Here is a 19,367-nt window from a genome sequence, read left to right as displayed (position 1 = left end):
CCATCCGATATCTCTGGAGCCCGCATCGGCGCGCGGCTGCCCTGGCTGGCGCGGAACGCGCCTGCCCTCGGAAGGGCAGTCGCGTGCCGATTTCGCCAACGGTCGAAATCGGCGGGGATATCGGCGGGGCGCCCGCGCCGCATCGACCGTCACCCGTCGAGCTTCGCCTGCCGCAGGCGCAGGGCGTTGCCGATGACCGACACCGACGACAGGCTCATCGCCGCCGCCGCGAACATCGGCGAGATCAGGACGCCGAACACGGGATAGAGCACACCCGCCGCGATCGGCACGCCCGCGGCGTTGTAGACGAGCGCGAAGAACAGGTTCTCGCGGATGTTGCGCATCGTCGCCCGCGCCAGCCGGCGGGCGCGGGCGATCCCCTGAAGGTCGCCCTTCACCAGCGTGATCCCGGCGCTCTCGATGGCGACGTCGGCGCCCGTGCCCATCGCGATCCCGACGTCGGCCTGCGCCAGCGCCGGCGCGTCGTTGACCCCGTCGCCCGCCATGGCGACCTTGCGGCCCTGCGCCTGAAGCTCGCGCACGATCCGCGCCTTGTCGGCCGGAAGCATCTCGGCGCGCACGTCCTCGATGCCGAGCCGCGCCGCCACCGCCTGCGCCGTCCGGGCGCTGTCGCCGGTCGCCATCACGATCCGCAGCCCCAGCCCGCGCAGCGCGGCGAGCGCCGCCGGCGTCGTCTCTTTCACCGGATCCGCCACGGCGACGAGCCCGGCCAGCCGCCCGTCCACGACGACGTGCATGACCGTCTCGCCCTGATCGCGCCGCGCGTCCGCCGCGGCCGCGTCCCCCGCCGCGACGCCGAGATCGTCGAGCATCGCCGCGTTGCCGAGCGCCGCCGCCCGGCCGCCGACGACGCCCCGCACGCCCTTGCCCGTCACCGCCTCGAACGCCTCGGCCGCCGCCGGCAGCGGTCCCCGCGCCTCGGCGCCGCGCAGGATCGCCTCGGCGAGCGGATGCTCCGAACCCCGCTCCAGCGCCGCCGCGACGGCCAGCACCTCCGCCTCGTCGAAACCCGGCTCCGGCAGCACGGCGACCAGCGCAGGCTTGCCCACCGTCAGCGTGCCGGTCTTGTCCACCACCAGCGTGTCGACGGCCGCGAAGGTCTCGAGCGCCTCGGCGTCGCGGATCAGCACGCCGGCCTGCGCGCCCCGGCCCGTCGCCGTCATGATCGACATCGGCGTGGCCAGCCCCAGCGCGCAGGGACAGGCCACGATCAGCACCGAGATCGCCGCGACCAGCGCATAGGCCAGCGCCGGCGACGGCCCCCAGACCGACCAGGCGACGAAGGCGATGCCCGCGACCGCGATCACCGCCGGCACGAACCAGCCCGCCACGGCGTCGGCGAGCCGCTGGATCGGCGCGCGCGAGCGTTGCGCCGCCGCCACCATCTCGACGATATGCGCCAGCACCGTGTCGCGCCCGACCCGGCGCGCCTCGATGACGAGCGTTCCGGCGCCGTTGATCGTCGCGCCGGTCACCGCGTCGCCGACGACCTTCTCCACCGGCGCCGGCTCGCCCGTCAGCATCGACTCGTCGACCGCCGAGCGCCCCTCGACCACCACCCCGTCCACCGGCGCCTTCTCGCCCGGCCGCACCCGCAGCAGGTCGCCGACCCGCACCTCCTCGAGCGGAACCTCCTCCTCGCGCCCGTCCGGCCGCACCACCCGCGCCGTCCTGGCCGCCAGCTCCATCAGCCCGCGGATCGCCGAACCGGTCCGCTCCCGCGCCCCGAGCTCCAGCATCTGCCCGAGCAGCACGAGGACCACGATGACCGCCGAAGCCTCGAAATAGACCCCGACCTGCCCGGTATGGTGATCGCGGAACCCGGCCGGAAACAGCCCGGGCGCCAGCACCGCCACGACGCTGAACGCATAGGCCGCCACGACGCCCATCGCGATCAGGCTGAACATGTTGAGCCGCCAGGTCCGGAACGACCGCCACCCGCGCACGAGGAACGGCCAGCCGCACCACAGCACCACCGGCGTCGCGAGCACGAGCTCCAGCCACCGCGCCGCGCCGCCCAGCCAGTCCATCGACAGCCCGACCATCGGCCCCATGGCGATGATCACCAGCGGCACGACGAGCGCCGCCCCCACCGCGAACCGCCGCCGGAAGTCGACCAGCTCCGGGTTCGGCCCCGCATCCGCCGCCGGCACGCCCTTCGGCTCCAGCGCCATGCCGCAAAGCGGGCAATCCCCCGGCCCGACCTGCTCGATCTCGGGATGCATCGGGCAGGTGTAGATCGTCCCCGCCGGCATCGGCTCCGGCGCCGGCCGACCCGAGGCATAGGCGGCCGGATCGGCCTCGAACTTCTCCTTGCAGCGCGCCGAGCAGAAGTACTGCCGCACGCCGTCCACCTTCGCGACATGCCGCGCGCTCGCCCGGTCGACGTTCATGCCGCAGACCGGATCGGACGCGACCAGGTAGTCCTGCGGCGCGGCGGCGAACTTCGCCCGGCAACCCTCGCAGCAGAAATGGAAGACGCGTCCCGCGTGCTCATGCTCGGGCTTGCCGGCGGCCGGGTCCACGATCATCCCGCAGACCGGGTCGCGGACGACCTCCACCATGGCGTCGGTCATGGCGCCGGGCATGGCGCCGGGCGCGGCCGCCGCCGGGGCGGGGGAATGACAGCAGCTGCTCATCGCGGGCCTCGCATTTTCTCGATCCGCACCCCATATGCGGCTTCCGGCAACTGGAAGGTCAAGGGGGCGGCGCGATGAACATCGGCGACGTGGCGGAGCGCAGCGGCCTGCCCGCCAAGACGATCCGCTACTACGAGGAAATCGGCCTCGTCCGGCCCGGGCGCGGCGCGAACGGCTACCGCGCCTTCGACGCCGACGACATCGACCGGCTCGCCTTCCTCGGCCGCGCCCGCTCGCTCGGCTTCACCATCGAGGAATGCCGCGCCCTGATGGCGCTACGCGAGAACGAGGACCGCTCCAGCGCCGACGTCAAGCAGCTCGCCGAGGCGCATCTCGCCCAGATCGAGCGCAAGATCGCCGAGCTCGAGACGATGCGCGACGGCCTCGCGCCCCTCGTCAGCCGCTGCCGCGGCGACGGCCGGGCCGACTGCGCCATCCTCGACGGCCTCGCCCGGCCCGCCCCGCGCCGCCGCGCACGCCACGGCTGACCGACGCCCGCGCGCCCCGGACGCGGCAGGCCCGCACCCGGCATCCGCCCGCGAGGAGGGCAGCGGCTCGCCGGGGGGCCGCCGCCCGGCGTCGGGCGCCGGGCGGGACGGCTCGGCCGGCGCGCCTGAAGGCTTCGAGCGATTGCCCTGTCCGCGAGGCACCCGCGCGGTTGACAAACCCCGGCCGGCGCCGGAAGCCCGGACGCCGCCCTCTCCCGCGGCGGCCCGATCCCGCCCCGATGAGCCCACGCCCGGAGATCCTCTACCCGCTCTTCGCCGACCTGACGGCGCTCGACGGCGTCGGGCCCAAGGTCGCGAAGCTGTTCGCGCGCCTCGAGGTCGAGCGGCCGGCGAACCTCCTGTTCCTGCTGCCCCACGCCGTCGTCGACCGCCGCCTGTGCGCGACGATCCGCGACCTCGCGCTGCCCGCCGTCGCCACCGTCGAGGTCGCGGTCGGCATGCACCAGCGCCCCGCCGCCCGCGGCCGGCCCTACCGCATCCATGTCCGCGACGCGGCGACCGAGTTCCTGATCGTCTACTTCCGCGCCCACGAGGACTCGCTGCGCCGCTCGCTCCCCTCGGGGGCGCGGCGCATCGTCTCCGGCAAGGTCGAGCTTTTCGATGGCGTCGCGCAGATGGTGCACCCGGACCACGTGCTGCGCCCCGGCGGCGAGGCGGACCTGCCGGATTTCGAGCCGGTCTATCCGCTCACCCAGGGGCTGACCCAGCGCATCGTCGCCCGGGCGGCGGCGGACGCGCTCGCCCGCGTCCCCGACCTGCCGGAATGGATCGACCCGGCCGTCCTCGCCGCGCGCGGCTGGCCCTCGTGGTCCGCGGCAGTCCGCGCCGCCCACGCCCCCGCCGGCCCCGCCGACGTCGCGCCCGAGGCCCCGGCGCGAGAACGTCTCGCCTATGACGAGCTTTTCGCCCACCAGCTGACCCTCGCGCTCGCCCGCGCCCGCATGCGCCGGCCCAAGGGCTTCGAGACCCGCGGCGACGGAACACTCCGGGCCCGCGCCCGCGCCGCGCTGCCCTACGCGCCCACCGGGGCCCAGACCCGCGCCGTCGCCGAGATCACCGCCGACATGGCCGAGGGGCGCCGGATGAACCGCCTGCTCCAGGGCGACGTCGGCGCCGGCAAGACCCTCGTCGCGCTCATGGCCATGCTCGCGGCCGTCGAGGCCGGCGGCCAGGCGGCGATGATGGCCCCGACCGAGATCCTCGCCCGCCAGCACTTCCGCTCGCTCGCCCCCCTCGCCGGGGCGGCCGCCGTGCGCATCGAACTCCTCACCGGCCGCGACAAGGGGGCCGAGCGCGCCGGCAAGCTCGCCGCCATCGCCTCCGGCGCCGCCGGGATCGTCGTCGGCACCCACGCGCTCTTCCAGAAGGACGTCGCCTTCCGCGACCTCCGCCTCGCCATCGTCGACGAGCAGCACCGCTTCGGCGTCCGCCAGCGCATGGACCTCGGCGCCAAGGGGGCCGCGGCCGACCTCCTCGTGATGACGGCGACCCCGATCCCGCGCTCGCTCGCGCTCGCCTCCTACGGCGACATGGACCTCTCCGTCCTCGACGAGAAGCCGCCCGGCCGCACCCCGGTCGAGACGGCGCTCGTCTCCGCCGGCCGGCTCGACGCCATCGTCGCCCGGCTCGGCCATGCGCTCGACGAGGGACGCCAGGCCTACTGGGTCTGCCCGCTCGTCGAGGAGAGCGAGGCGGCCGAGCTGACCGCCGCCGAGGAACGCGCCCGCGCGCTCCGCCTCGCCCTCGGCGCCGACCGCGTCGGGCTCGTCCACGGCCAGCTTCCGCCCTCCGAGCGCGACGCGGCGATGGCCGACTTCGCCGCCGGGCGCACGCGGCTTCTCGTCGCCACCACGGTGATCGAGGTCGGCGTCGACGTGCCGAACGCCTCGATCATGGTGATCGAGGGGGCGCAGAACTTCGGCCTCGCCCAGCTCCACCAGTTGCGCGGCCGGGTCGGCCGCGGCGGCGCCGCCTCGCAATGCCTGCTCGTCTACGACCCGCCGCTCGGCGAGAGCGCCCGCGCCCGGCTCGAGGTGATGCGCGACACCGAGGACGGCTTCCGCATCGCCGAGGAGGACCTGCGCCTGCGCGGCGCCGGCGACGTCCTCGGCACCGCCCAGTCCGGCCTGCCGCGCTTCCGCATCGCCGACCTCGAGACGCAGGCGGAGCTGATGGGCGCCGCCCAGGAGGACGCCCGCCTGCTCCTCGCCCGCGACCCCGACCTCGCCAGCCCCCGCGGCGGCGCCGCCCGCGTGCTCCTGCACCTGCTCGAACGCGACAAGGCGATCCTCCTGCGCGGCGTCGGCTGACCCGCCCCGGCTGAGCCTTCCCGTCCGTCACGCCCCGGCGGCAACCGTTCCTCGTTCGTTCGCGAATCGCTTGACTCGTGGTTAACAGGGTGCGAACGTTTATCGAACATAAAGGAAACAACGCCATGATAGACGCCTATCGCCGCCTGTTCGTTTCCGATCCCGACGCCGTCCTGCGCGAGGCGCTCGGCCTCTCCGCCCTCGTCGTCGCCATCCTGGCCGGGCTTTTCGTGCCCGCCCTCGCCTGAACCCGGCTTCGCCCGGACCTGCCGCCTGACCGCCGGCGGCGCGGATCTGCCGGACACCTGCCCGTCCTGCCTGCCGACTGCCTCGGCCGCGCCGCTTCCCTGACGCCGCCCCCGGGCCCGCCCCGGGTGGCGGCGCTTTTTCTCCCCGCCGACCTGCGCCAGATCCAACCGCCCTGATGCGGATGGATGTCGGTATGGAATGTCGGTATGATCCACCCGGAAATGCGCATTCAACCCGACGGAGCATCCATGCCCCCGGCCGCAAGACGAAAGACTTCCGTGACCCTCGACGCAGCGGCCCTCGATGCCGCCCATGACCTCGGCATCAATGTTTCCGCCATTGCGGATGCGGCGCTGCGGAAGGCGGTGACCGAAGCCCGACGCGCACGCTGGCTCGACGAGAATGCCGACGCCTTCGCCAGACAGGCGGAATGGCATGATCGCAACGGCCATCCTCTGGCCGACATCCTCGCCACTCCCGGGAAGGCAGCGTGGAACGTCTGAGCCGCTTCGACATCGCCGAACACCTCGGCGTTGCGATGGTCGTCGTCGAAAGCGACCTCCTCCCGCCGGATCCCGCGGTCGTCGTCATTCCCCTGCTTCCGGACTATCCCGCCGTCCGACACCTCAACCCCGTGATCCGCCATGGCGACCGGCGCCTCGTCCTTGCGACGCGCCTGATCGCCGCCGTCCGCCGATCGAGCCTGCGCCGGGCCGGGAGCGCGTCGGATCAGGGCGACGACATCACCAGGGCTGTCGACGTCCTGATGGGCGGCGTGTAGCCGCGAGTCACGATCTCGCGGCGCGCCGGCGCGCGCCGTCCTACGGATCCATCTCCCCCTCGCCATCCGCCGCCGACGTCAGGCGCTCGCGCTCGTCCTCGACGAGCACGGGCTCGACCGAAAGCGCGGCGCCCCGCGCCCGCAGCGCCGCGGCGCGGGCGGCGAGCGCATCCCGTTCGCCCGCCACGCGCACGGAAGCCGCCACCCCCTCGACGCGCGGCGCCTCGAACGTGGCGGTCGGCGCCAGCCGGGGCGGCGGCGCGGTCCTGACCAACTCGGAAACCGGCGCGTCCGCCTCCTCGGGCGCGCAACCGCCGATGGCGAGGGCCGCCACCAGAACCGCGCCCAGCCCCGCCCGCCGCGGCCCTCCGGACCTGTTCTCCATGCGTATGGGTTGTGCATGGGTTGTGCATGGATCGTGCATACGCCATTTCCCCCAAGCCGCTGCGATCGCAACGAGATCCGCCTCGCCCGCCGACGCCCCGGTTTACCCCGCCCCCACCCCCGCGTCGAGCCGCAGCGGCGCCGCGACATCTTCGTTCGCGAATCGTGTGCAAGCCGCGGAACCGACGCTAATATCGCCCCGCAACGGCGGCGCCGCGCGGCCGCAGGGGGAAGGGAGACGCGAAGTGAGCGAGTCCAAGGAAACGCATACCCTTGCCGAGCAGGGCCAGCACGTCGCCCACAACATGGCCGAGGTCCTCGACATCTCGGGCCAGATCTGGAAGCGGTTCCTGTCCAGCCAGATCGAGGGAGGCGCCGCCGCTCCCGGCCACCCCGACCCGCTCAACGCCTGGCCGACCTTCGCCGAGCTCTACCGGACCATGTGGGACAATCCCAAGCAGGTCGCCGACATGACGCTCGAGTACTGGTCCGCCCAGAATCAGCTCTGGCAGCAGTCGATGCTGAAATGGCTCGGAGCCAAGGACGCCGGCGAGCCGGTCGAGGCGCCGTTCAAGGCCAAGGCGGACAAGCGCTTCGCCCACAAGGACTGGTCGGAGAACGCGATCTTCGACTACCTGAAGGAAAGCTACCTGCTCACATCGGGCTGGATTCAGGACACCGTCGCCTCCGTCGGCGAGATGGATCCGAAGGAACGCAAGAAGGCCTCGTTCTACACCCGCCAGTTCGTCGAGGCGATGAACCCGGCCAACTTCTTCGCGCTGAACCCGGAAGTGTTGCAGGCCACCGTCGACGAGAAGGGCGACAACCTCGTCCGCGGACTGCGGATGATGCTCGCCGACCTCGATCGCGGCAAGGGCAAGCTCCTGATCCGCCAGACCGACATGGACGCCTTCGAGGTCGGCCGCAACACCGCCGTCTCGCCCGGCGCGGTGATCTGGCAGAACGACATCCTCCAGTTGATCCAGTACGCCCCGCTGACCGAGAAGGTCCACGCGCGCCCGCTGCTCTTCGTGCCGCCCTGGATCAACAAGTACTACATCCTCGACCTCAACCCGAAGAAGTCGATGGTGAAGTGGCTCGTCGAGCAGGGTTTCACCGTCTTCATGGTTTCGTGGGTCAACCCCGACCAGCGCCACGCGAATGAGACCTGGGAAACCTACATGAAGGGGGCCTCCGACGCCATCGACGCCGTCCTCGCCGAGACCGGGCAGAAGAGCCTGAACCTCGCCTCCTACTGCGTCGGCGGCACCCTGGCCGGCACCATCCTCGCCAGCGCAGGCCGGCGAAAGGACAAGCGGATCGCCTCCTCGACCTTCTTCACGGCCCAGCTCGACTTCGAGGATGCGGGCGAACTACAGATCTTTGTCGACCACAAGACCATCGACCTGATCGGCGAGGAGATGGAGCAGGGCTTCATGCCCGCCGACCGCATGGCGAACGCCTTCAACATGCTGCGGGCGAACGACCTGATCTGGGGCTACGTCGTCTCGAACTACATGCTCGGCAAGGACCCGTTCCCGTTCGACCTTCTCTACTGGAACGCCGATTCCACCGCGATGCCGGCCCGGGTGCACCACTTCTACCTCGACCGGTTCTATGTGAAGAACGCCTTCGCCAAGGGCGAACTCGACCTTGAGGGCGGGCCGGTGACGCTGTCCGACATCGGCGGACCCGTCTACCACGTCGCCACCAAGGAGGACCACATCGCCCCTGCGGCCTCGGTCTACCGCGGCGCCAAGGAGATGACGCGGGCGAACGTTCGTTTCGTCCTGTCGGGGTCGGGTCACATCGCCGGCGTCATCAATCCCCCGGCGGCGGGGAAGTACCAGTACTGGACCAACCCGGACATGACCGCGCCGACGGTCGAAGCCTGGCTCGAAGGCGCGGAGGAAACCGCGGGCAGCTGGTGGCCGGACTGGGAAGCCTGGCTCAAGACGCGCTCGGGGCGCCTCGTCGCGGCGCGCACGCCCGGCGAGAAGAACGGATCGATCGAGCCGGCGCCGGGCGCCTACGTCAGGGTCCGCTTCGACAAGGCCGAGGACGCGCCGCTGGCGGCCATCCAGCCCTGAGCGAAACCCGGAGGGACGCGCCCGGGGTCCGTCGCGCGGATCCCGGGCGTCGCATCGATCACTCGTCGTCCGAACGGCGCACGATCCCCTCGAGGAAGATCTCGTTCATCGACTTCCCGCGCGCCACCTCCGGGCGGACGCCCGCGCTGGCCGCGAACTGCGCGCCTGCCGCGACGGCCCCGGGGCTCGCGACCACCAGCGGCTGCCGGTCGTCGCCGCGCGCCTCGGCGCGGAACTTCGCCGCGGCGAGTTCGGACAGCGACATGCCGGCCGCCGTGGCGGCGTCGATCCCGCCGGCTGCGGCGAGCTGGCTGCGCGCCGCGGCCGAGGCGCCGCCCCCGGACATGACGACGACGATGCGGTCGTCCGGCCGCGTGTCGGCGTTGAACTTGTGCCGCGCGATCTCCGTCAGCGTGAGGCCGGCGGCCTCATCCCCTTGCAGCCCGGCGGAGGCCGCGATCTGGCCCGTGTCCGCGAACCCGGCGGTTGCGCCAATGGTCAGTACGGCCGCAGCCGCGAAAATGCAGGACTTCATCCCGAATGCCTTTCGATCGTGTCGACCCGGGGCCTCCTGCCTCCGGGCGATCGGCGGGAGCGACCTCAATGCCCGCTCCGTCCGACATGCCGCTTTCTGCCACCCGGCCCGTGACGCCGGCGTGCCGGCGCCGTGACACCGCGCGAACGCAGCCGGAACGAATGCAACGCTGGCATTTGAACGATCGTTCATTTAACGTCGCGCCATGGCGCGCAAAAGCGGATCGAACGGCGAGAAGACGGCGCAGGATCTGAGGCGCGCCGCGCTGCGGCTCTTCGCCACCCACGGCTATGCCGCGGTGTCGATGCGCCAGATCGCCGCCGCCGTCGGGGTGCAGGCGGGGGCGCTCTATCTCTACACGCCCGACAAGCAGGCGCTGCTCGCCGACATCATGACCGGGCACATGGAGGATCTGCTGGCCGCCTGGGCCGAGCATCCGAAGCCCGCCGACCCGACCCCCCCGGCGATGTTCGAGGCGTTCGTCCGCTTCCACATCCGCCACCACCTGACCCGGGCGGCGGAGGTGTTCCTGTCCTACATGGAACTGCGCAGCCTCGAGCCCGAGAACTTCGCCCGGGTCGAGACCCTGCGGCGCAGCTACGAGGCGGTGCTGACGGACATCCTCGTCGCCGGCGTCGCCCGCGGCGACTTCCGCCTCGGCGACGCCAGGCTCGCCACCTTCGCGCTGATCGCCATGCTGACCGGCGTCAACACCTGGTACCGCCCCGGAGGCCGCCTCGGGCCGGAGGCGATCGAGGAGCAATACCTCGCGATGGCCCGCGCGCTGGTCCGCGCCAGCGCGGACGTCGTCCGGGATTGAGCGCCCCGCTCCCCTGTCCGGGCGCCGCAGTCCTTCGCGGCGACTATGTCGCGCCGAGATCCCTCGCGACGACGCCGAGCACCTCGTCCGCCGCGCCGAGGGCCACGAAGTGGCCCGCCTTCTCGACTGCGTGCCAGACCGCTCCCGGCATCCGGTCGGCGATCTCCCGGTTGATGGGCGCCGGCACGAGCGTGTCGTCGAGCCCCTGCCACATATGGACAGGCCGCTCGATCGTCGCCACGTCGAAGGCCCACCGCCGGTAGAGCAGCTCGCTGTCGCGCACGAGGCCCTCGCTTCCCTGCGCGAAGCATTCCGCACAGGAGGCGCAGAACAGCTCCGCGACATCGGGCAGGAGCAGCACCCGCCGGTCATAGTCGTTCACCGCCTTCAGCAGCTCCTGATAGAACCTCTCGCGGAAATGCGTGGCGGTCAGGTCGATCGCCGCGTACATGAGGCGGAAGCCGGGCTCGAAATGCATGGCGAGAAATCCCCCCAGCGCATCCGCCTTGGAGAGATACTTCGCGGCCGAGTTGTCGCCGAAGGCGCCGTAGCTCCCGCCCGCGATGCTGGTGACATGCCGCAGGCGCTTCGGGTCGATATAGGCCGCCGCCGCGAGCGCCCAGGGGCCGCCCTCGGACCAGCCGGTCACGCCGAACGTCCCATGTCCGAGCGCGTCGGCGAGGGCCGTCATGTCATCGGCCCATCCCTTGTAGCTGCGGACGGACTGCGGGCTCGATTCTCCGACGCCGGGCCGGTCAACCCCGACGAACCGTAGGCCCTGCCGGGTCGCCGCGGCCGCGAAGAGGCGCGCCTCGAGCCTGCTGCTGGGCCCGCCGTGGTTGTGGATGACCAGCGGTCCCTTCGGATCGCCAACCTCCACATAGGCGAGCTTGCGGCCGTCCTTGGCTGCAATGAACTTCGTCGCGACGGTCATGGCGTCTGGTCCGGTCGATGGCCCCGATCCGCGACCCTACCACCTCGCCCCCCTCCGACCAACGCCGTCGCGCCGAGCGGGCGGGCGCGCCTGCGTCCGCAGCAGCGAACCGCTCACAGCCCCGGATAGATCGGGAACCGGTCGCAGAGCGCCTGGACGCGGGCCTTGACCGAGGCCTCGACCTCGCCGTTCCCGTCCGGGCCGTTCGCCGCGAGGCCGTCGAGAACCTCGACGATCAGCGCGCCGATCTCCTCGAACTCCGCCGCGCCGAAGCCCCGGGTGGTGCCGGCCGGCGTGCCGAGACGCACGCCCGAGGTGACCATCGGCTTCTCGGGGTCGAAGGGGATGCCGTTCTTGTTGCAGGTGACGTGCGCCCGGCCGAGCGCCGCCTCGGCGGCCTTGCCGGTGACGCCCTTCGGCCGCAGGTCGGCGAGCATCAGGTGGTTGTCGGTGCCGCCGGAGACGATGTCGACGCCGCCCTTCATCAGCGCCTCGGCCAGCGCGCGGGCGTTGGCGACGACCCGCGCCGCATAGTCCCGGAACTCCGGCCGCAGCGCCTCGGCGAAGGCGACGGCCTTCGCGGCGATCACGTGCATCAGGGGCCCGCCCTGGAGGACAGGAAACACCGCCGAGTTTATCTTCTTGGCGATGTCCTCGTCGTTCGTCAGGATCATGCCGCCGCGGGGGCCGCGCAGCGACTTGTGGGTGGTGGTCGTCGACACATGGGCGTGCGGCACCGGCGAGGGATGGACCCCGCCCGCGACCAGCCCGGCGATATGGGCCATGTCGACCATCAGCCAGGCGCCCACCTCGTCGGCGATCTCGCGGAACGCCGCCCAGTCCCAGACGCGGGAATAGGCCGTGCCGCCGGCGAGGATCAGCTTCGGCCGGTGCGCCCGGGCCTTGTCGCGGACGGCGTCCATGTCGAGCAGGCTGTCCTGCTGGCGCACGCCGTAGGAGACGACGTTGAACCACTTGCCCGACATGTTGACCGGCGACCCGTGCGTGAGGTGCCCGCCCGAGTTGAGGTCGAGCCCCATGAACGTGTCGCCGGGCTTCAGGAGCGCGAGGAACACCGCCTGGTTCATCTGGCTGCCGGAGTTCGGCTGAACGTTGGCGAAACCGGCGCCGAAGAGCTGCTTGGCGCGATCGATCGCCAGCGTCTCCACCACGTCGACGAACTGGCAACCGCCGTAGTAGCGCCGGCCCGGATAGCCCTCGGCGTACTTGTTGGTCAGGACCGAGCCCTGCGCCTCCAGCACCGCGCGGCTGACGATGTTCTCCGAGGCGATCAGCTCGATCTCGTCGCGCTGGCGACCGAGCTCGTCGCGGATGGCGCCGGCGATCGCGGGGTCGCTGTCGGCGATTGCGGCGGTGAAGAAGCCGTTCGACGCGAAACCGTCCCTCATGGAGCCCTCCTGCGGTCGGGGTGTCGTCGCGGCTCATACCGCCTTCACGGGGCGCGAGCAAACCGGAAAGCGACGCCTTGCGCTTGTGGAACGCCCGGGCGTGCGGCAGGCTCCGCCTCCCGCGGCATGGGAAAGGCCCGACGTGTCCTACGACCGCATCCACTTCATCGCGAGCCAGGCGCCGATCGCCGAAGCGGCGCGCGAGCTGCTGATCTCCCGCCACGGACAGACCCCGGTGGAGGCGGCGGACGTCATCGTCGCGCTCGGCGGCGACGGGCTGATGCTCGCGACGCTGCACGAGACCCGGACGCGCAACCTGCCGGTCTACGGCATGAACCGCGGAACGGTCGGCTTCCTGATGAACGACTTCTCCGCCGACTGGCTTCCGGAACGCCTCGGCGCGGCCGAGGAGGCCCTGATCCACCCGCTCAGGATGCGCGCCCGCCGCGCCGACGGCGAGGAGGTCGAGGCGCTGGCCATCAACGAGGTCTCCATCCTGCGCGCCGGCCCGCAGGCGGCGAAGCTGCGCATTCTCGTCGACGGCCGCGAGCGCATGGCCGAACTCGTCGCCGACGGGGCGCTGCTCGCCACGCCCGCCGGCTCGACCGCCTACAACTACTCCGCCCACGGGCCGATCCTGCCGATCCGCGCCGAGGTGCTGGCGCTGACGCCGATGTCGGCCTTCCGCCCGCGGCGCTGGCGCGGGGCGATCCTGCCCAAGGCCGCGCGGGTGGCCTTCGAGGTGCTCGAGCCCGAGAAGCGGCCGGTCGCGGCGGTCGCCGACAGCTTCGAAGTGCGCGAGCCGGTGCGGATCGCGATCGAGAGCGCGGCGGGCATCGCGCACCGCCTGCTCTTCGACCCCGGGCACGGGCTCGAGGAGCGGCTGATCCGCGAACAGTTCGTCTGAAGGCGATGCCCACCGGTCCGGGGCAGATGGCGCTCGACCTGCCCTCGCGGCCGGCGCTCGGCCGGGAGGACTTCTTCGTGTCCGAGCCGAACCGGCTCGCGCTCGCCCAGATCGACGCCTGGCCCGACTGGCCTTCCGGCAGGCTCGCCGTCGCCGGCCCGCCCGGCTCGGGCAAGACCCATCTCGCCCATGTCTGGGCCAGCCGGGCCGCCGCGCGCATCCTGTCGGCCGCGAGCCTCGCCGGCGTCGACCCCGGCGGGATTGCGGGCGACGCCGCCCTTGCCGTCGAGGACGTCGACCGCCTCGCCGGGCTTCCCGCGCCCACGGGCCGCGCCGCCGAGGAGGCGCTCTTTCACCTCTGCAACCGGCTCGCCGCCGGCGGCGGCAGCCTGATGGTCAGCGGCCAGACGCCGCCGACGCGCTGGCGTCTCGCGCTTCCCGACCTCGCGAGCCGCCTCGCCGTCGCGCCGGTGGCGACGCTCGCGCCGCCGGACGACGCGCTCCTCGCCGCCGTCCTCGTCAAGCTCTTCGGCGACCGCGGCGTGGGCGTGACCCCGGCGGTGATCCGCTTCCTCGTCGCCCGCATCGACCGCTCGTTCGAGGCCGCCGAGGCCATCGTCGCCCGCCTCGACCGCGCCGGCCTCGCACAGGGCCGGCCAATCACCGTCCCCCTCGCCGCCGCGGCGCTCGGCGAACCGGAGGCGTCGCCGGCGGATCCGCCTCGCATCGGGGAGTAGCGCAGCCCGCGCGAGCCTGCTACACTTTGGGGTATGCAGGCCGAGAGCCCCTATATAGCGGCAGAACGTCGCCCGATCCGCCAGTTGGATGCGGCCGCGGCGAATCGGATCGCCGCCGGCGAGGTGGTGGAGCGCCCCGCCTCGGCGGTGAAGGAGCTGGTCGAGAACGCGCTCGACGCCGGCGCGCGGCGGATCGAGATCGCCTATGCCGACGGCGGCAAGCGGCTGATCCGGGTCTCGGACGACGGCTGGGGAATTCCGGCCGGCGAACTCGCGCTGGCGCTGTCGCGGCACGCGACCTCCAAGCTCGACGGCGACGATCTCGTCAACATCGCCAGCTTCGGGTTCCGGGGCGAGGCGCTGCCATCGCTCGGGGCGGTGGCGCGGCTGACGGTGACGTCGCGCGCCGCGGGCTCGGCCGAGGCCGCCTCGGTGACGGTGCGCGGCGGCGTCGAGGGGCCGGCGCGCCCCGCCGCCCGGGCCAGGGGAACGCTCGTCGAGGTCGAGGGTCTCTTCGCCGCGACGCCGGCGCGGCTCAAGTTCCTCCGCACCGACCGCGCCGAGGCGCAGGCGATCGGCGAGGTGGTGCGCCGGCTCGCCATGACCGCCCCCGCCGTGGCGTTCACGCTGCGCGACGTGAGCGACCCGGACGCCCCGCGCGAAACGCTGCGGCTCGAGGCGGAGACCGGCGACCTCTTCGACGGGCTGCGCGGGCGGCTCCGGGCGGTGCTCGGGCCGGAATTCGTCGAGAACGCGGTGAAAGTGGCCGCCGAGCGCGACGGCGTCCGCCTGACCGGGCTCGCAGGCCTGCCGAGCTACTCGCGCGGCGCCGCGGTGGCGCAGCATTTCACCGTGAATGGCCGGCCGGTGCGCGACCGGCTGCTGATCGGGGCGCTCCGCGCCGCGTATCACGACCTGATGGCCCGGGACCGGCATCCGGCGGCGGCGCTCGACGTCGGCCTGCCCGCCGCCGAGGTCGACGTGAACGTGCACCCGGCCAAGGCCGAGGTGCGCTTCCGCGAGCCCGGACTGGTGCGCGGACTGGTGATCGGGGCGCTGAAGGCGGCGCTGGCCGAGGCCGGGGTGCGGGCGGCGACGACGCACGGGGTCGGGATGCTCGGGGCCTTCCGCCCGGAGGAGCGCCGGCCGGGCCCGGCGATGCTGGCGGCGGCGCGGGCGTGGCAGGCCCCGGCGCGCGGCTTCGCCGAGCCGGGAGGCGCGCCGATCGGCCTGTCGGCGCCCCCTGCCCCGGCCCCCGACCCAACCTTCGACACGGCCCCCGCCGCAGACGACATGGCGGCGCCGCTCGGGGCGGCGCGCGCACAGGTGCACGACGCCTACATCATCGCCCAGACGACGGACGGGATCGTCATCGTCGATCAGCACGCGGCGCACGAACGCTTGGTCTACGAACGCCTGAAGGCCGAGCGCGCCGGCGGCCGGGCGCCGTCGCAGATGCTGCTGATCCCGGAAGTGGTCGAGATGGACGCCGGCGCCTGCGCGCGCGTGGCGGCCGAAGCGGAGACGCTGACGACGCTCGGCCTCGTCGTCGAACCCTTCGGGCCGGGGGCGATCTGCCTGCGCGAGACGCCGGCGGCGCTCGGCGAGGTGGACGGGCGCCGCCTGCTCGCCGACGTGGCCGACGCGCTGGCGGAAGGCGCCGACGGCGTGGGCGCGCGGATCGACGCGGTGCTGAGCCGGATGGCCTGCCACGGCTCGGTCCGGGCCGGGCGGCGGATGGGCCATGCCGAGATGGACGCGCTGCTGCGCGCCATCGAGGCGACGCCGTTCTCGGGAACCTGCAACCACGGCCGGCCGACCTTCATCGCGTTGAAGCTCGCCGACATCGAGCGGCTTTTCGGACGGCGATGATCGAGATCGCCGGGCACGAGGTCGCGCTCGGCGACCCGCGGCTCTGGGTCGCCGCCGCGGCGGCGACGCTCCTGTGGCTGGCCTTCGCGACCGGCCGCCGGCTGGCGGCGCTGGGCGGGGCTGTCCGGAGCCTGAACGAGGGCCAGCACCGGCTGCATGGCGGGCTGGCGCAGGTGGCGGAAGCCCACGCCTCCGCGCAGGCGCGGACTATGCAGGCGATGGAGGCCGGGCTCGGGCAAAGCGCTGCGCGCACCGCGCGAAGCCTCGGCGAGTTGCAGCAGCGGTTGGAGGCGATCGACCGCGCGCAGGTCAAGATCGAAAAGCTCTCGGGCGACGTGCTGGGGCTCCAGGACATCCTGTCGAACAAGCAGACCCGGGGGGCGTTCGGCGAGATCCAGCTGCGCGACATCGTGACCAAGGCGCTGCCGCCCGGCGTCGCCGAGTTCCAGGCGCAGCTCTCGAACGGGCGCCGGGTGGACTGCCTGATCCGCCTGCCGGCGCCGCCGGGACCGATCGCGATCGACGCGAAATTCCCGCTGGAAGCCTACGAGGCGCTGCGCGCCGCGCGCACCCCGGCAGAGAGCGCCGAGGCCTCGCGACGGATGCGCACGGCGGTGCGCGCGCATCTGCGCGCCATCGCCGAGAAGTACGTGATCGAGGGCGAGACGGCCGAGGGGGCGCTGATGTTTCTGCCCTCGGAGGCGGTCTACGCCGAGCTGCACGCGAATTTCGGCGATCTCGTGCGCGAAGGCTTCGCGCTGCGGGTGTGGATCGTGTCGCCGACCACCTGCATGGCGACGCTGACCACGCTGCGCGCGGTGCTGAAGGACGCGCGGCTCAAGGCGGAGGCCCATGCGATCCGGCGCGAACTGGGGTTGCTCGGGCGGGATCTGGAGCGGCTGGGCGAGCGCGTCGGCAACCTCGACCGGCACTTCGGGCAGGCGGCGACCGACCTCGCCGAGATCCGGACCTCCGCCGGCCGCGCGGCGACCCGGGCGCGACGGCTCGAGGATCTCGACTTCGGCGAGGAGCAGGACACTGCGCCGGCGCCGGCGCCGGCACAGTCCCGGGTGATCCGCTGACCCGCCGACACGCCGTTCCGGCAGGCGTGGCCGACTGTGGTCGCCCGATCACGTTGCAGCGCAACATGGCTGCGGCGTCTTGACGCGGACGCCCCAAGACGCCGAACGTTTCAGCCGGCACCGGGACCGACAATGGCGCAGCTCGCACTCGCAGACCACCCGAACCGCTACGCGCTCGCCAACGAGCTGCACGCCCGTCCGTTCCCCGAGATCGCGCCCCCGTGCAGCGCCATCCATCTCGCGATAAAGAAGACCGAGAACGCGGCCGACCGCGACAGGGCGCTGGATCTCGGGCATCTCGTCGCGCTCCTCGACCGCTACGGCGCGCCGCATCCGGCGCCCGGGGCGAGCCACTATTCCGGCAAGGTCGGGCGCGGCTTTCTCAAGTGGGAGATGCACACCGAGTTCGTCACCTACACTGTGTTCCTCGACCACGTGACCGACGAGCCCTTCTCGACCCCCCTCTTCGACATCTTTCCCGCGGACTGGCTCGCAGCGGCGCCCGGGGCCTGCGTCACCTCGGCCATCGTGCGGGTGGAGTCCGTGGCGCCGGACGACCTGAAGCGCCGCCTCGACGCCGATGCCGGGCGCTGGTTCGTGCCGGAAAGCCTCGCCGTGGCGCGGGTTCTCGACGGCGACGCCGTCATCATGGCGGATTTCCGCATCGACGAGAGCGGCCACAGCCGGATGGGCATCTTCGCCCATCCGGGCATCGGCCGGCGGCGGCTCGGGCGGATCATCCAGCGGCTGGTCGAGATCGAGACCTACAAGGCGATGGCCATGCTCACCCTGCCGCAGGCGCGGACGGTGGCGGGCGCGGTGGCGCGGCTCGACCGCGAGCTGTCCGGGATCGTCGCGCAGATGGCCGCACGCCAGGGCAGCGAGAGCGAGTCGCTCGACCAGCTCCTGCGCATGGCGGCGGAGATCGAGAATCTCGCCTCGGCCGGGGCCTTCCGCTTCGGCGCCGCCGGGGCCTACGAGGCGATCGTCAACCAGCGCATCCAGGTCCTGCGCGAGGAGCGCATTGACGGCCGCCAGCTGTTCTCCGAGTTCATGATGCGCCGCTTCGACCCGGCGATGCGGACCTGCCGCTCGGCCAAGGAGCGGCTCGACGAGCTTTCCGCCCGGGCCGAGCGCGCCTCCGACCTGCTGCGCACCCGCGTCGACGTGGCGAACCAGGCCCAGAACGTCGAGGTCCTGCGGGCGATGGACCGCCGCGCCGCCCTTCAGTTGCGTCTCCAGGAGACGGTCGAGGGCCTGTCGGTGGTGGCGATCAGCTACTACGCCGTCAACCTCGCGGCCGGGCTCTTCGGCCCGGCGGGCGAGCGGGTCGGGCTGGAGAAGCCGACCATCCTCGCGCTCCTGACCGTTCCCGTGGTGGTCGCGGTATGGCTGATGGTCCGGCGCATCCGCGCCCGCGCCGCCGAGCGGCGCGACAAGGCCCCGCCGCACGGCTAGGCCCTCGGGCCGCAGGCTCCGGACCTCCGTGCGTTAGCATCCCGTAAAGAAGTGGCAAGCCTGATTCCAGCCCGATTCCAGCCGCCTTCCAGCCAGGATTTTTCGAGCGTTTTCAGCCAGATGACCCCGCCGATCTCCGGGGGGTTGCGTCAGTCGAGAATCGGCGGCGCCGCCGGCACCCGAACGCCGCGGTTGCGCAACAGGATGAACATCGCATTCGCGTCGAGCCGCATGTCCTCGTAGATCGACCAGTCCGGCGAGTCCTTGTTGGCGATCCGCTCGAGGAACAGGCCGCGGTTCTCGGCGCGATAGGTCGCATCCTCGGACGCGAGCCGCGAGCGAATCTGCGGATCCACCGGGCCGGCGCGCGCCACCAGCGCCGCGGCGCTCGCCGTGCCCGCCGGCTGCTCGTGCCCGGTCAGCGCCGCCACGGCCTCGAGGTCGGGATTGGGATCGACGAGGTTCGCCGCACCCGGCGCCGGCGGGGGCAGCGCCGCCAGATCCGTGGGCATTTCCAGTGGCTTGGTCGGCAGGACGAGGAACTCGTCCGGACTGGATCCGACGCCCGAGCGCCGCAGGAACCCGGCGAGCCCGCCGCCCTGGCAGCCCGACAGCACGCAGGCCGCCGCCG

The 19,367-nt window shown here is 72.6% G+C and carries 18 protein-coding genes; 12 read left to right on the top strand and 6 right to left on the bottom strand.

Annotation, left to right across the window (positions count from 1 at the left end; all coding sequences use genetic code 11):
- Positions 1-149 precede the first annotated feature (149 nt).
- Positions 150-2,609 (bottom strand): heavy metal translocating P-type ATPase, encoded by a 2,460-nt coding sequence (locus tag KBA23_RS06975; RefSeq protein WP_290738559.1) that lies wholly within the window; start codon positions 2,607-2,609, stop codon positions 150-152.
- A 125-nt stretch (positions 2,610-2,734) separates the two neighbouring features.
- On the opposite strand from KBA23_RS06975, the gene KBA23_RS06970 reads away from it, so the two are divergent.
- The 5 genes from KBA23_RS06970 (at position 2,735) to KBA23_RS06950 (ending at position 6,508) form a co-directional block, all read left to right on the top strand.
- Positions 2,735-3,148 carry a MerR family DNA-binding protein gene (locus KBA23_RS06970; RefSeq protein WP_290738516.1) on the top strand — a complete coding sequence of 138 codons (414 nt, stop codon included), beginning with the start codon at positions 2,735-2,737 and terminating at the stop codon, positions 3,146-3,148.
- Positions 3,149-3,387: 239 nt separating this feature from the next.
- A complete protein-coding gene (recG, locus tag KBA23_RS06965) occupies positions 3,388-5,478 on the top strand; it encodes an ATP-dependent DNA helicase RecG (protein ID WP_290738511.1) in 2,091 nt (696 codons plus the stop codon).
- 125 nt (positions 5,479-5,603) lie between these two features.
- The gene (locus tag KBA23_RS06960; protein WP_290738508.1) at positions 5,604-5,726 is read left to right on the top strand and encodes a hypothetical protein; all 123 of its coding nucleotides are present in this window, start codon (positions 5,604-5,606) and stop codon (positions 5,724-5,726) included.
- A 207-nt stretch (positions 5,727-5,933) separates the two neighbouring features.
- Entirely contained in the window at positions 5,934-6,230 is a 297-nt protein-coding gene (locus KBA23_RS06955; RefSeq protein WP_366935297.1) for a type II toxin-antitoxin system CcdA family antitoxin, read from the top strand.
- Positions 6,218-6,508, top strand: coding sequence for a CcdB family protein (locus KBA23_RS06950; protein ID WP_290738505.1), 291 nt, complete (start codon positions 6,218-6,220; stop codon positions 6,506-6,508). Before KBA23_RS06955 ends, KBA23_RS06950 begins: the two co-directional genes overlap by 13 nt.
- Before the next feature lie 40 nt (positions 6,509-6,548).
- Here KBA23_RS06950 and KBA23_RS06945 read toward each other — a convergent pair whose 3' ends face one another.
- Positions 6,549-6,893, bottom strand: coding sequence for a hypothetical protein (locus KBA23_RS06945; protein WP_290738502.1), 345 nt, complete (start codon positions 6,891-6,893; stop codon positions 6,549-6,551).
- A 244-nt stretch (positions 6,894-7,137) separates the two neighbouring features.
- Between KBA23_RS06945 and phaC the strand changes: the two genes are divergently transcribed.
- A complete protein-coding gene (gene phaC, locus KBA23_RS06940; protein WP_290738499.1) occupies positions 7,138-8,982 on the top strand; it encodes a class I poly(R)-hydroxyalkanoic acid synthase in 1,845 nt (614 codons plus the stop codon).
- A gap of 58 nt (positions 8,983-9,040) precedes the next feature.
- Here the strand turns inward: phaC and KBA23_RS06935 are convergent, their stop codons facing one another.
- Positions 9,041-9,517 (bottom strand): hypothetical protein, encoded by a 477-nt coding sequence (locus KBA23_RS06935; RefSeq protein WP_290738495.1) that lies wholly within the window; start codon positions 9,515-9,517, stop codon positions 9,041-9,043.
- Positions 9,518-9,722: 205 nt separating this feature from the next.
- Between KBA23_RS06935 and KBA23_RS06930 the strand changes: the two genes are divergently transcribed.
- A complete protein-coding gene (locus KBA23_RS06930) occupies positions 9,723-10,337 on the top strand; it encodes a TetR/AcrR family transcriptional regulator (RefSeq protein WP_290738492.1) in 615 nt (204 codons plus the stop codon).
- 43 nt (positions 10,338-10,380) lie between these two features.
- On the opposite strand, the gene KBA23_RS06925 is transcribed toward KBA23_RS06930, so the two are convergent.
- Together KBA23_RS06925 and glyA are read right to left on the bottom strand one after the other, a co-directional pair.
- A complete protein-coding gene (locus KBA23_RS06925) occupies positions 10,381-11,271 on the bottom strand; it encodes an alpha/beta hydrolase (protein WP_290738489.1) in 891 nt (296 codons plus the stop codon).
- Between the two features lie 113 nt (positions 11,272-11,384).
- Positions 11,385-12,680 (bottom strand): serine hydroxymethyltransferase, encoded by a 1,296-nt coding sequence (gene glyA, locus KBA23_RS06920; RefSeq protein ID WP_290738485.1) that lies wholly within the window; start codon positions 12,678-12,680, stop codon positions 11,385-11,387.
- 142 nt (positions 12,681-12,822) lie between these two features.
- Between glyA and KBA23_RS06915 the strand changes: the two genes are divergently transcribed.
- The 5 genes from KBA23_RS06915 to KBA23_RS06895 all read left to right on the top strand — a co-directional run bounded on the left by KBA23_RS06915 (position 12,823) and on the right by KBA23_RS06895 (position 18,736).
- Entirely contained in the window at positions 12,823-13,587 is a 765-nt protein-coding gene (locus tag KBA23_RS06915) for an NAD kinase (RefSeq protein ID WP_290738482.1), read from the top strand.
- Positions 13,588-13,592: 5 nt separating this feature from the next.
- Positions 13,593-14,324 (top strand): DnaA/Hda family protein, encoded by a 732-nt coding sequence (locus KBA23_RS06910; protein WP_290738479.1) that lies wholly within the window; start codon positions 13,593-13,595, stop codon positions 14,322-14,324.
- A gap of 33 nt (positions 14,325-14,357) precedes the next feature.
- A complete protein-coding gene (gene mutL / locus KBA23_RS06905; protein WP_290738476.1) occupies positions 14,358-16,196 on the top strand; it encodes a DNA mismatch repair endonuclease MutL in 1,839 nt (612 codons plus the stop codon).
- Positions 16,193-17,278 (top strand): DNA recombination protein RmuC, encoded by a 1,086-nt coding sequence (gene rmuC, locus KBA23_RS06900; protein WP_290738472.1) that lies wholly within the window; start codon positions 16,193-16,195, stop codon positions 17,276-17,278. The genes mutL and rmuC overlap by 4 nt, the downstream gene beginning before the upstream one ends.
- Positions 17,279-17,410: 132 nt before the next feature.
- Positions 17,411-18,736 carry a DUF3422 family protein gene (locus KBA23_RS06895; protein ID WP_290738469.1) on the top strand — a complete coding sequence of 442 codons (1,326 nt, stop codon included), beginning with the start codon at positions 17,411-17,413 and terminating at the stop codon, positions 18,734-18,736.
- A gap of 149 nt (positions 18,737-18,885) precedes the next feature.
- Here KBA23_RS06895 and KBA23_RS06890 read toward each other — a convergent pair.
- Positions 18,886-19,367: DUF3035 domain-containing protein (locus tag KBA23_RS06890; protein ID WP_290738466.1), on the bottom strand; the 482-nt coding region annotated here is incomplete at its 5' end.

The sequence above is a fragment of the Amaricoccus sp. genome (assembly GCF_017995835.1).
Taxonomy (GTDB): Bacteria; Pseudomonadota; Alphaproteobacteria; order Rhodobacterales; family Rhodobacteraceae; genus Amaricoccus.
Note: the sequence above shows the minus strand (reverse complement) of the source record. Positions and strands in the feature narration are given on the sequence as shown.